This is a genomic window from Flavobacterium sp. UMI-01 (assembly GCF_019656315.1).
In the GTDB taxonomy this organism is placed as follows: domain Bacteria; phylum Bacteroidota; class Bacteroidia; order Flavobacteriales; family Flavobacteriaceae; genus Flavobacterium.
This window is the reverse complement of sequence record NZ_BPLU01000023.1, coordinates 81,823-94,718: the sequence shown is the minus strand read 5'-3', so window position 1 is coordinate 94,718 and position 12,896 is coordinate 81,823. Positions and strand designations below refer to the sequence as shown.

11 protein-coding genes are annotated in these 12,896 nt (G+C 36.2%); 6 read left to right on the top strand and 5 right to left on the bottom strand.

The window, feature by feature from the left end; translation table 11 throughout:
* Positions 1 to 193: 193 nt before the first annotated feature.
* From K5R64_RS09525 to K5R64_RS09515, 3 genes are all read left to right on the top strand, one after another.
* On the top strand, positions 194 to 1,171 hold the full coding sequence (locus tag K5R64_RS09525) for a ribonucleotide-diphosphate reductase subunit beta (RefSeq protein ID WP_220762991.1): 978 nt from the start codon (positions 194 to 196) through the stop codon (positions 1,169 to 1,171).
* 240 nt (positions 1,172 to 1,411) lie between these two features.
* A complete protein-coding gene (locus K5R64_RS09520) occupies positions 1,412 to 3,802 on the top strand; it encodes a ribonucleoside-diphosphate reductase subunit alpha (RefSeq protein WP_220762989.1) in 2,391 nt (796 codons plus the stop codon).
* Positions 3,803 to 3,814: 12 nt separating this feature from the next.
* Positions 3,815 to 4,045: a hypothetical protein gene (locus K5R64_RS09515; RefSeq protein ID WP_220762987.1), complete on the top strand. Its 231-nt coding sequence runs from the start codon at positions 3,815 to 3,817 to the stop codon at positions 4,043 to 4,045.
* 280 nt (positions 4,046 to 4,325) lie between these two features.
* Here the strand turns inward: K5R64_RS09515 and metE are convergent, their stop codons facing one another.
* The gene (metE, locus tag K5R64_RS09510) at positions 4,326 to 6,650 is read right to left on the bottom strand and encodes a 5-methyltetrahydropteroyltriglutamate--homocysteine S-methyltransferase (protein WP_220762985.1); all 2,325 of its coding nucleotides are present in this window, start codon (positions 6,648 to 6,650) and stop codon (positions 4,326 to 4,328) included.
* Between the two features lie 153 nt (positions 6,651 to 6,803).
* Here metE and K5R64_RS09505 point away from each other — a divergent pair, with 153 nt between their 5' ends.
* The gene (locus tag K5R64_RS09505; RefSeq protein ID WP_220762983.1) at positions 6,804 to 7,265 is read left to right on the top strand and encodes an Lrp/AsnC family transcriptional regulator; all 462 of its coding nucleotides are present in this window, start codon (positions 6,804 to 6,806) and stop codon (positions 7,263 to 7,265) included.
* 16 nt (positions 7,266 to 7,281) lie between these two features.
* On the opposite strand, the gene K5R64_RS09500 is transcribed toward K5R64_RS09505, so the two are convergent.
* The 3 genes from K5R64_RS09500 to K5R64_RS09495 all read right to left on the bottom strand — a co-directional run bounded on the left by K5R64_RS09500 (position 7,282) and on the right by K5R64_RS09495 (position 8,368).
* The gene (locus K5R64_RS09500) at positions 7,282 to 7,725 is read right to left on the bottom strand and encodes a nucleoside deaminase (RefSeq protein ID WP_220762981.1); all 444 of its coding nucleotides are present in this window, start codon (positions 7,723 to 7,725) and stop codon (positions 7,282 to 7,284) included.
* A 278-nt stretch (positions 7,726 to 8,003) separates the two neighbouring features.
* Positions 8,004 to 8,132, bottom strand: a complete 129-nt coding sequence (locus K5R64_RS17190; RefSeq protein ID WP_255580336.1) for a hypothetical protein — start codon at positions 8,130 to 8,132, stop codon at positions 8,004 to 8,006.
* Positions 8,129 to 8,368, bottom strand: coding sequence for a hypothetical protein (locus tag K5R64_RS09495; RefSeq protein ID WP_220762979.1), 240 nt, complete (start codon positions 8,366 to 8,368; stop codon positions 8,129 to 8,131). The genes K5R64_RS17190 and K5R64_RS09495 overlap by 4 nt, the downstream gene beginning before the upstream one ends.
* A gap of 94 nt (positions 8,369 to 8,462) precedes the next feature.
* Here K5R64_RS09495 and K5R64_RS09490 point away from each other — a divergent pair, with 94 nt between their 5' ends.
* Both K5R64_RS09490 and K5R64_RS09485 read left to right on the top strand, forming a co-directional pair.
* Positions 8,463 to 10,250, top strand: a complete 1,788-nt coding sequence (locus tag K5R64_RS09490; protein WP_220762977.1) for a 1-deoxy-D-xylulose-5-phosphate synthase — start codon at positions 8,463 to 8,465, stop codon at positions 10,248 to 10,250.
* A 31-nt stretch (positions 10,251 to 10,281) separates the two neighbouring features.
* Positions 10,282 to 11,241: a DUF3078 domain-containing protein gene (locus K5R64_RS09485; protein ID WP_220762975.1), complete on the top strand. Its 960-nt coding sequence runs from the start codon at positions 10,282 to 10,284 to the stop codon at positions 11,239 to 11,241.
* Positions 11,242 to 11,464: 223 nt separating this feature from the next.
* On the opposite strand, the gene K5R64_RS09480 is transcribed toward K5R64_RS09485, so the two are convergent.
* Positions 11,465 to 12,811, bottom strand: a complete 1,347-nt coding sequence (locus tag K5R64_RS09480) for a deoxyguanosinetriphosphate triphosphohydrolase (RefSeq protein ID WP_220762973.1) — start codon at positions 12,809 to 12,811, stop codon at positions 11,465 to 11,467.
* Positions 12,812 to 12,896 lie beyond the last annotated feature (85 nt).

Below are 12,896 nucleotides of genomic sequence, written 5' to 3'. Positions count from 1 at the left end.
TATAAAGTTAATGTGTTGATAAATAACGTGTTGTAAATTGTATGAAAAGTGCGGTTTATTTACGTCGTTGTTAAAAACTAGGGCTTTTTGTGAATAAGTTTGACTTTTTATAGTCACAATATTTTTCAATCTTTGTAGTTCACAGAAAGCATCGATTTCTGCTAAAAATTCAATAAAAAAACACCTAATAGTAATGTCGCAAGTAGAACCTATTTTACAAGAGAATAAAAATCGTTTCGTAATTTTTCCTATCAAGCACCAAGATATTTGGGAGCGATACAAGACAATGGAAGCTAGTTTTTGGACTGCTGAAGAGATTGACTTGCATCAAGATTTATCCGATTGGAATAATAAATTGAATGATGATGAACGTTTTTTTATCAAACATATATTAGCCTTTTTTGCCGCTTCAGACGGGATTGTAAATGAGAACTTAGCAGAAAATTTTGTTAATGAAGTGCAGTATGCGGAGGCAAAATTCTTTTATGGTTTCCAAATCATGATGGAGAATATTCATAGTGAAACCTATTCACTATTGATTGATACTTATGTGAAGGATGAGGCTGAAAAGTCAGAATTATTCAATGCATTAGAGGTTTTTCCAGCTATCAAAAAGAAGGCAGACTGGGCATTGAAATGGATTGAATCAGATTCTTTTGCAGAACGTTTGATTGCTTTTGCTGCGGTAGAAGGGATTTTCTTCTCAGGAGCATTTTGTTCTATTTACTGGTTGAAAAAACGTGGTTTAATGCCAGGTTTGACTTTTTCTAATGAATTGATTTCTCGTGACGAAGGAGTTCACTGTGACTTTGCTGTGCATTTGCATAACAATCACTTAGTGAATAAAGTGTCTAAAGAACGTATCAAAGAAATTATTGTAAATGCTTTAGATATTGAAAGAGAATTTATTACAGAGTCTTTGCCAGTAAGTTTGATTGGTATGAATGCAGGCTTGATGACTCAATACTTAGAGTTTGTTGCTGATAGATTGTTGGTGGAATTAGAATGTGAAAGAGTGTACAATACACCAAATCCATTTGATTTTATGGACATGATTTCGTTACAAGGAAAAACCAATTTCTTTGAAAAGAGGGTTGCTGAATACCAAAAAGCTGGTGTGATGAACAACGATACGGATTCGCAAAAAATATCTTTTGATGCCGATTTCTAATTAGCTCAAAATTCTTAAATCAACACAAATTTGGCTTTTGGTAAAAGTGCCTTAAAGTGTCAAAACTAGAGATAAGCTTAGCTCCAAGTGATTGAATTTTTTTATTCACCACAGTTAGACCACTAACAGGATGGTTGAAACGGATGAGGAGTAGCTCCAAAAAATAAAATAGCCCTGTATAACCATCAAAGCACTGATTTTGATGGTTTACTTTTCATAATAATTAAAAATAGTAAGCGTATGTATGTAGTAAAGAGAGACGGTCGTAAGGAGCCTGTAATGTTTGATAAGATTACGGACAGAATAAAAATGCTATGTTATGGGTTGAACGAATTAGTGGACCCGGTGAAGGTTGCCATGCGTGTTATTGAAGGTTTGTATGATGGAGTGGCTACTTCTGAATTAGATAACTTAGCGGCCGAAACTGCTGCTTCTATGACTATTGCGCATCCTGATTATGCACAATTAGCTGCTCGAATTGCGATTTCGAACTTGCACTCGAATACTAAAAAATCATTCTCTGAAACGATGAATGAAATGTATCACTATGTGAATCCAAGAAACGGACAAAAAGCACCGTTGCTTTCAGAGGAAGTGCATAATGTGATTCAGGCCAATGCGGAGTTCTTAAACTCGCATATTATTTATAATCGAGATTTCAACTACGATTACTTTGGTTTTAAAACTTTAGAGCGTTCGTATTTGCTTAAAATAAACGGAAAAATTGTTGAGCGTCCACAACACATGTTGATGCGTGTATCGGTAGGGATTCATTTGGATGACTTAGAGTCTGTTTTAGAAACGTATGACTTGATGTCTAAAAAGTTCTTTACACATGCCACTCCAACCTTGTTCAACTCTGGTACTCCAAAACCTCAAATGTCTTCTTGCTTCCTTTTGGCTATGCAAGATGATAGTATTGATGGAATTTACGATACATTAAAACAAACTGCTAAGATTTCGCAATCAGCTGGTGGAATTGGATTGTCAATTCACAATGTGCGTGCAACAGGTTCTTATATTCGAGGGACTAACGGTACTTCTAACGGAATTGTTCCAATGCTACGTGTTTTTAATGATACAGCGCGTTATGTAGATCAAGGTGGTGGAAAACGTAAAGGTAGTTTTGCAATTTATATCGAAACTTGGCATGCGGATATATTTGATTTCTTGGATTTGAAAAAGAATACAGGAAAAGAAGAGATGCGTGCTAGAGACTTGTTCTTTGCCATGTGGACTTCGGATTTATTCATGAAACGTGTGCAAGAGGACGGAGCTTGGACTTTGATGTGTCCTAATGAATGTCCTGGTCTGTATGACGTATATGGAGAAGAATTCGAAAAGTTATACGAGAGTTATGAGGCGCAAGGAAAAGGTCGAAAAACCATCAAAGCGCGTGAACTATGGGAGAAAATTCTAGAATCACAAATTGAGACTGGAACACCTTATATGTTGTATAAAGATGCAGCGAACCGTAAATCAAATCAAAAAAATCTAGGTACTATTCGTTCATCGAACTTATGTACTGAGATTATGGAGTACACTTCTAAGGATGAAATTGCCGTGTGTAACTTGGCTTCGTTATCATTGCCAATGTTTGTTGATAACGGAAAATTTGATCACCAAGCTTTGTTTAATGTCACAAAACGAGTGACTAGAAACTTGAACAAAGTAATTGACAGAAACTATTATCCAGTACCAGAGGCTGAAAACTCCAATATGCGCCACAGACCAATTGGTCTTGGAGTGCAAGGTTTAGCTGATGCTTTTATCATGTTGCGTTTGCCTTTTACTTCAGAAGGGGCTAAGAAATTGAATCAAGAAATTTTTGAAACCTTGTACTTTGCTGCTGTAACCGCATCTATGGAAATGGCGAAAGAGGAAGGTCCATATTCTACTTTCAAAGGATCTCCAATTTCTCAAGGAGAATTCCAACATAATTTATGGGGAATGAAAGACGAAGAATTATCAGGACGTTGGGACTGGGCTTCGTTAAGAAAAGAAGTAATGGAGCACGGTGTTCGTAACTCTTTGTTAGTGGCGCCTATGCCTACCGCTTCTACTTCTCAAATCTTAGGAAACAATGAGGCGTTTGAACCTTATACTTCTAATATCTACACCCGTCGTGTATTGTCTGGGGAGTTTATCGTTGTGAACAAACACTTGCTTCACGATTTAGTGGAGCGTGGATTGTGGAATGAAACTTTGAAACAAGAAATCATGCGTCACAACGGATCAGTGCAACATATTGATGTGATACCACAAGACTTGAAAGACCTGTACAAAACGGTTTGGGAAATGTCTATGAAAGACATTATTGATATGTCTCGTCAACGTGGTTACTTTATTGATCAATCACAATCGTTGAACTTGTTTATGCAAGATGCCAACTATTCAAAATTGACTTCAATGCATTTCTACGCTTGGCAGTCAGGATTGAAAACTGGAATGTATTACTTGCGCACCAAAGCCGCGGTTGATGCCATTAAGTTTACCCTTAATAATGACAAAAAAGCACAACCAGTTGCTGAAGAAGTAAAAACAGAAGCAATTGATATTGAAGAGTACAAAAAAATGATTCTACAAGCCCAAGCAGGCGGTCCTGAGGATTGTGAAATGTGTGGGTCTTAACTAGTTTTTAAAATGAAATTAGAAATTGATTGTCCTGAATGTGGATATAATGCCTATTTAGTGAAAGAAACTAAAACAGGAAAACATTTAAATGTAGTGGTTTCAAAATGCAACAATGGAGGTTGTGATCTAAGTATAGAAAACATAGAGCATGAGCATTATGAAGATTTTAAAGAATTGACATCCTACTTTAATAATAGATATGTTATTTTAGAGATAAAAGATGAAAATTGTGTCAACTAATTTATCTTTTAATGAAAAAATGAAAACAGCTATCCATTTTGGATAGCTGTTTTTTTTGTTTATAGTTTCAATTAATAGTTTGCTTAATATATAATAAGGCAGCAGTATTATCTGCAAAAATCTGCCTAATCTGCGTGCTTATTTTTCACGCAGATTTTTGCAGATGAGGCAGATTAAATAAATGAAATTTAAAAGAGTTGTGTAATAGCAGGTTGATACAGATTCTTATTTGTAACAGAAAACATCCGTGATAATCTGTGAAATCTGTGTTTTTCCTTTTTTAAACCGTCTCCAATTTCTCCACAGCCAAACGCATTTTTTTAGCAGCATTCACCATTTCGATTAAGGCTTTTTTAGTTTCGTCCCAGTGACGTGTTTTTAAACCACAATCTGGATTTACCCAAAGTTGGTTGGCTGGTATCACCGCAGCGGCTTTTTCTAGCAAATGAATCATTTCTTCATGAGAAGGCACACGTGGCGAGTGAATGTCATAAACGCCTGGTCCAATTTCGTTAGGATAGTTAAAATCAGCAAAAGCATCTAGTAATTCCATTTGCGAACGCGAGCATTCAATCGTAATCACATCGGCATCCATATCGGCAATGTTTTGAATGATGTCGTTAAATTCGCTATAACACATGTGCGTGTGGATTTGTGTATCATCGGCAACGCCACTAGCTGAAATTCTAAAAGCTTTAATTGCCCAGTCTAAATACTTTGCCCATTCTTCTTTGCGTAAAGGCAATCCTTCACGGATAGCAGGTTCATCAATTTGAATAATTTTGATACCAGCAGCTTCTAAATCCACTACTTCATCACGAATAGCCAAAGCGATTTGCGTACAAGTTTCCGACCTTGGTTGGTCATCACGGACAAACGACCATTGCAAGATGGTAACAGGTCCCGTCAACATTCCTTTGACCCATTTAGGAGTCAATGATTGCGCATATTCAGCCCATTTAACTGTCATCGGAGAAGGACGAGAAACATCACCATAAATAACAGGTGGTTTTACACAACGGCTACCGTAACTTTGAACCCAACCGTTTTTGGTAAACGCAAATCCGTCTAATTGTTCGCCAAAGTATTCTACCATATCATTGCGTTCAAATTCACCGTGAACCAAAACGTCAATTCCTGATTTTTCCTGAAAACGAATCGTTTCTTCAGTTTCTTTTTTCAATAAAGCATCATATTCTTTTGGAGATAAGTCGCCTTTTTTGAACTTGGCTCTCCAGCTACGCACTTCTGGCGTTTGTGGGAACGAACCAATAGTTGTCGTTGGGAACAACGGCAATTGCAAAGCTTTGGCTTGTTTTTCTCTTCGAATAGCAAAGATGCTGTTTCTTTTAGAGTCATTTTCTTCAATAGAAGCTACTCTGTTTTTGACGGCTTCATTGTGAATGATGGTAGCTGTTTTTCGTTTGGCATTCGCCAAAGTATTGGCTTCAAATTGTGCTTGGTCATGCTCTGTAATTTCGTCTGAAGCCAAATTGCGAAGCACTATGACTTCTTCAATTTTTTGTTTGGCGAAAGCCAACCACTGTTTTACTTCTGCACTTAGATTTGCTTCATTTGTTTCCAAATCCAAATCGCAAGGCGAATGAATCAATGAACAAGAAGGAGCTATCAAAACACGATCCGTTCCTAAAGCATCAATCGCTTTTTGAATCAAGGCTAAGGATTTTTTGAAATCATTTTTCCAAATGTTTCTACCATCAATCACTCCTAACGAAAGTTTAGCAGTAGGCGCTAATAATTTTGAATCTAAAATATCGTCCAATTGCAATGGACAACGCACTAAATCCAAATGAAAAGTATCAATGGGCAAGGATAAGGCTGTCGCCAAATTTTCGCCAAAACAATCAAAATAATTCGCTAGATTGATTTTGATATTAGGGAATTGCGTATGGATTTGGTTGTAGGTGTAAACCAATGCTTGGCGTTCTTTATCGGTAAGGTTTAGGGCTAAAAAGGGTTCGTCAAATTGAATGAAAGTCGCACCTTCATTTTCTAATTTGGTTAGGATTTCGAAGTAAACAGGAAGAAGTTTCTCTAGTAAGTCAATTCTGTGGAAACCCGCTTCTTTTTCTTTTCCTAAAAGCAAGTAAGAAACGGGACCAATCAAAACGGGTTTGGTAACAATTCCGATTGCTTTGGCTTCTTTGAATTCTTCAATAATTTTTTCCGAAAACAAATAAAATTCTTGGTCTTTGGTGAATTCAGGAACGATATAGTGGTAGTTAGTGTCAAACCATTTGGTCATTTCCATCGCAACTACGTCTTGATTGTTTTTTTGTGCGCCACGAGCCATCGCAAAATACAAGTCTAAGAAGGTATTGGTTTCAGCAAATTCATGGTAACGTTTAGGAATGGCGCCCACAGTTAGACTCAAATCCAATACTTGGTCGTAAAACGAAAAATCATTCGATGGAATATAGTCAATCCCTATTTCTGATTGTAGTTTCCAGTTGGTTTCACGGATGTTTTTACCCACTTTCAAAAGTTCATCAGCAGGGATTTTTCCTGACCAATACAATTCGTTTGCTTTTTTTAATTCTCTTTGGTTTCCAATTCTGGGATAGCCTAAATTATTTGTTTTCATGTCTTAGTGTTTTTTACTTTACAAATGTATTGTCTTGGTAATTAATACTGAATTATTGAAGTTTATTAAGTAAATTGAACTGTAAAAGTGTATTTTTGAAGGTTTTTAGACTAAAACACATCTTTTAAATTAACTTTTGCCGTAAATTATCCTATGGAAAATCTAGATGCTACCGACATTCAAATCCTAAAACGATTACAAGCCGACTCGAATATCAACATAAAAGAGCTAGCTGCCGAATTATTCTTGACCACAACTCCTGTTTATGAGCGCATCAAAAGACTCGAACGCGAAGGCTATATTATGAAATATGTGGCTTTATTAGATAAAAAGAAACTGAAATTAGGGATGACAGTTTTCTGTAATGTAAGATTAAAAGAACATGCTCGAAATGTAGGAGCCAATTTTGTAAAAGATATTGTTGCTTTACCTGAAATTATTGAGTGTTACAATATCGCAGGAGATTATGATTTTATGCTGAAAATTCTAGTCGAAGACGTGGCGAGCTATCAAGATTTTGTCATGAACAAATTATCGACCATTGAAAATATTGGGAATACCCAAACCATTTTTGTAATGGGGGAAATCAAGAATAGTACGGCTTTGCATTTTTAAGCGGATGGAAGTCCAATTATTTTCTTCTTTCAGCAAAAAAACGTTTCATTAAAGTAGCGGCTTCATCAGCGAGAATTCCTCGAATAACGGTAGTTTTAGGATGCAGTTGTCCGCCCATTTTTTCAAACCCCCGATGTGTATCACTAGCGCCAAAGACCACTTTTGAAATCTGACTCCAATACAAAGCACCCGCACACATTTGGCAGGGCTCTAAGGTGACATACAGTGTGCAATCTTTTAAATATTTTCCACCAAGGAAATTAGCTGCCGCTGTAATGGCTTGCATTTCGGCATGAGCGGTTACGTCATTGAGTAATTCGGTTAGGTTGTGGGAGCGGGCAATGATTTTGTTGTCAACCACAACGATGGCACCTACAGGAATTTCCCCCTTTTCAAAAGCCATTTCGGCTTCTTGCAAGGCGCGTTTCATGAAATATTCGTCGGTGAAAGGGTTTATCATGACGCAAAAGTACAGTTTTGAACTTGTTTTTGATAATGTTATAGTGTTCAAATCAGGTGAAAATGAAAAATCCTGAATAGTAAAAAGTTTAATCATTCATTTTCTAGATTAAAATTACAATTTGTAATTTTTAGGATTTTGAGAAGTCGAGAAAACATCTAGTATACAAATTCGGTCTTTTTCAATCTTGTAAACAATTTTAAAATTCCATTTCGGGAAAAAACGAATTTCATTTGAGTTGAATAAGGGGTCAATTGGATTTTTTTCAGGAAACAAATTTAGTTTTCACCAATGTTAAATAGGGTTTCAATCACTAATTCTGCATTTTGTGGGCTTTGAGTAAAGATAAAGTTGTAAATGTTTTGAATAGATTCTATTGAATTGGGAGACCAGATTACCGTTTTCATTTTTTGATAATTTTTTTTCTAGCCTCTTCAGTCGTATAGCCGCTTTCTCCTGCATCTGATACGTTCATTATCTGTTGTAGGTGTTCTTTGTAATCTTTGGTGGTTAATGCTTTTCCATCAGTGGTAAAAGTGTATATGTCATTATTAAGTAATGCTTCTATTTTGTCAAGTAATTGCACATTTTCAATATCCAATATTTTATGTACAATATTTCTACGTTGTGCTTCTAAGTTCATGATTTCCAGATTTAAATCAAAGTTAAGAAATTTTCAGCAAGGAAAGGATTTTTCAATCTTCGAAAAATAAGAATTCAATTTGTACATTTGTGCAATGACCAAGAATCTCCTTCAAAACATTCAAAACCCAACTGATTTGCGTCTTCTAAGCGAATCGCAATTGCCCCAATTGGCACAGGAACTTCGTGATTTTATCATTGGAGTCGTAGCGGTAAAGGAGGGGCATTTAGGAGCGAGTTTAGGTGTGGTCGAATTAACGGTTGCCCTACATTATGTATTTAATACACCGGACGATGTTTTGATTTGGGATGTCGGTCATCAAGCTTATGGGCATAAAATTCTAACCGAGAGAAGAGAACGATTTGAGACCAACAGACAATTTGGAGGCATTTCAGGTTTTCCTAAAAGGAGTGAAAGTGTGTATGATGCTTTTGGCGTAGGCCATTCTTCCACTTCAATTTCAGCAGCTTTGGGAATGGCGATTGCTTCTAATTTGAAAGGGGAGTTCGAAAAACAACATATTGCAGTGATTGGCGACGCATCAATTGCTTCAGGGATGGCTTTTGAAGGTTTGAATCATGCAGGTGTTACAGATGCTAATTTGTTAGTTATTCTAAATGACAACGCCATTGGGATTGATCCCAGTGTAGGGGCTTTGAAACAATATTTAACTGCGGTTAAAACAGGAAAAAATCCACGTCAAAATAATATCATTAAGTCTCTCAATTTTGATTATTCGGGACCAATTGATGGGAATGATATTTTTGCAGTAGTCAAAGAATTGAAACGATTGCAAAAAATAAAAGGACCTAAGTTTCTGCATATTATTACCACCAAAGGGAAAGGACTCAAGCAAGCCGAAGAAGATCAAGTGAAATACCATGCACCAGGGAAATTTGATGCTCTTTCAGGTGAAATTCATTTGAAATCTGAAGAAAATTTACCGCCAAAATACCAAGATGTTTTTGGGCTAACGGTATTGGATTTGGCGCAAAAAAATGAAAAGATTATTGGAATCACACCCGCGATGCCATCAGGGAGTTCGTTGAAGTTCATGATGGAAGCCTTGCCTGAACGAGCCTTTGATGTGGGGATTGCGGAGCAACACGCTGTAACTTTAGCCGCTGGAATGGCTACGCAAGGGATGGTGGTTTATTGCAATATTTACTCTACTTTTTTACAAAGGGCTTACGATCAGTTGATTCACGATGTGGCTTTGCAAAACTTGCCCGTTATATTTTGTTTGGACAGAGCAGGATTAGTGGGTGAAGACGGGGCTACGCATCATGGAGTATTTGATATAGCTTATTTGCGTTGTATTCCTAATATGGTAATCTATTCTCCATTGAATGAAATTGAATTGCAAAATATTCTTTACACGGTTCAATTAGGGATTGATTTTCCGATAGCCATACGTTACCCACGAGGACGTGGTGTGACGGTTAATTGGCAATCCAATCATTTTGGTCAATACAGACCTATTGAAATAGGTCGGTCAAAATGCTTAAAAGAAGGGACAAAGGTGGCTGTATTATCCAATGGTACCATTGGGAGAAATGTTAGTGAAGCAATAGATACAATTAGTAATCCTACTGCTATTGCACATTATGATTTTCCATTTGTTAAACCTTTGGATGAAAAAGTCTTACATTTTATTTTTAAAACATTTAAAAAAATAATAACAATAGAAGATGGCACAATAATTGGTGGGTTTGGGGCGGCTATTTTGGACTTTGGTTCACAAAATAAATATGCGGTTCCTGTACAAAAATTAGGAATCCCCGATGTGTTTATTGAGCAAGGTACAGTGAGTGAATTGCAACAATTGTGTGGAATTGACGTTACTAGTTTGGCTATGCTTTTTAAAGAGGTGTCAAAATAGCATCTATTTTCAAATAAAAAAAACGCTCATAATGAAACGATTCCATTTTGTTCTTCTTGTTTTAATGATAAGTTCAACTGTCTTTTCTCAGAAAATCATCACTACTCTTGAACCTGAACCACAAATTACAGACAGTGTTTCTCATTGGGAGAAAAAAAATAAAATAGATTTCTCGATTTCAGAAATTTTATTTCTCAATTGGAACGCTGGAGGAACTAATTCTATTTCAGGATTGTTAAGGACTCAGTTCAACCGAAATTATACCACTGAAAATGTGCGTTGGGCAAACGAACTTATCATGCGTTATGGGTTGAACAAGCAGGATGGAACGGAGTTAAGAAAAACAGATGATGCTTTTTTGTTTAGCTCTACTTTTGGCTATCGTGAAAACGAGCAATCTAATTGGTATCATAGTGCGAAGTTTAATTTAAATACCCAATTTACTAATGGGTACAAATATCCTAATACAGATGTAGCAGTTTCAGGACCTTTTGCTCCCGTTTATTCTTTTTTAGGGGTTGGTGCGGAATATGCTTCTAAGAAAAAAGATAAATTATTTTATTTTTCACCTTTTACCTCTAAGCTGACCTATGTAGGTATTCAAAGGCTGGCTGATAGTGGCGCTTTTGGTGTTACTAAAGCGGTTTATGATAGCGAAGGAAATTTAGTGGAACATGGAAAAAAAGTAAAATCAGAATTGGGTACTTTAATTACTGCTTTTTATAAAAAACAAATTGCTAAAAATATCAATTTTGAAAATCGTTTGAGTTTGTATTCGGATTATATCAATAAGTATGGGAACGTAGATATTGATTATGATTTGGTTTTGGCTTTAGTCGTCAATCAATATGTAAGGACTAATATTGGTTTGCATGTTATTTATGACGATGATATCAAAGCCAAAGAAGAAATCAACGGAACCCAGGTCACTGTAGGGCCGAAAGCTCAGTTGAAACAAGTTTTTGGTGTAGGAATGACTTATTCTTTTTAGGATTTTTTGTAAATGCATTGGAACACAGATAACACAGATCAAACGGATTTACACAGTTTTATAACATAAAATTTGCGAAAATCTGCGTAAACCAAAAAAATAAAATCCTAGATGTTGATTTTGGGTTAAAGGAACTAAAGTATTAGTCTAAAAAGCCACGAATATCGAATTAGTAAATTTAATTCGTGAATTCGTGGCTAACTTTTTAAACCTTGATTTGGTTCTAGATTCCTTTTTTACCGTTGATGGTATTGAATAATTCCAATGCGTTTCCGTCTGTCAAAAGCGAAATGTAATGGCAAATATGCAATAAACGCTCATACAAATTGTCTTTGTCCAAATGGTGTTTTTCGGGTAATAATTTCAGTAAAAGTTGGTCGTAATTTGACGCTTTACCTTCAAAATGATTGTTGAATGCCGTGATAAATTTATCGAGTAAATTTTGGATGATTTGGTAACCTACAATTTCTTTCTCGATGACTTCACGACTTTGATAAATCTTGTCAATACTTATTTTTATAATATCGTCCATTTGTGCTTTGTATTTGCTTTTATCCATTAAGGCAAAAGGAAATTTACCGGCTAAGATGGCTTCTTCATTTTCGATAAACACATTTACAGCGTCGTTAATCAGACTTCCGATGGCAAGTGCACGCAAATAACTGATGCGGTCTTCCTTAGTTTCAAGACTCTTGTATTTAGAGGTGCCAATACTGTCCTTGACTAGTTTGATAAGATATTCTAATGCAAAATCTTCGGAAACCAGACCAAGATTGATACCGTCTTCAAAGTCAATAATGGTGTAGCAAATATCATCAGCAGCTTCAACTAAATAAGCTAGAGGATGACGTTCAAATCCAATAGCATCTCCAGTTTTGTTTGGAATCAAACCCAAGTCAGTAGCGACTTCTTGGAAGAAAGATTTGTCGTTTTGAAAAAAACCATATTTTTTGTCGGCGATATTTTTGGTAGGTTTTTTAGGTAAACTTTCTTTTGGGTATTTGGTAAAAGCCCCAAGAGTAGCATAGGAAATACGTAGTCCTCCTTCAATACCTGGACGACTACCAGTAAGTACCGAAAAACCATTGGCATTGCCTTCAAAATCAATTAAATCTTGCCATTGTTTTGGGGTCAGTTGGTCTTTGTATTGTTGTCCGTTACCAATAGAAAAATATTCTCCAATGGCTTTTTCTCCTGAATGACCAAAAGGCGGATTTCCTATATCATGTGCCAAAGAAGCCGCAGCAACAATGGCCCCAAAATCATTCATGTGAAAACCATGAATTTCTTTTAGATAGGGATGTTTTTCAATAACTTTTTTACCAACTAATCGTCCTAATGACCTTCCTACAACCGAAACTTCTAAGCTATGGGTCAAACGCGTGTGAACAAAATCAGTTTTTGAAAGCGGGATGACTTGTGTTTTGTCTTGTAAACTGCGAAAAGCAGCTGAAAAAATAATACGGTCATAATCGACTTCAAATCCTAATCGGGTATCGTCTTGTTCTATGCGTAGTCGTTTTCCCTTGTCGCCTTGGCGTTTCAATGATAAAAGTTGTTCCCAGTTCATGGTGGAGTTGCTAAAATTTGGATTGGTTTCAAAGATACTTAAAAGCGGGTAATAGCAGTAGGATGCAGGGCGAATTTAGATTAAA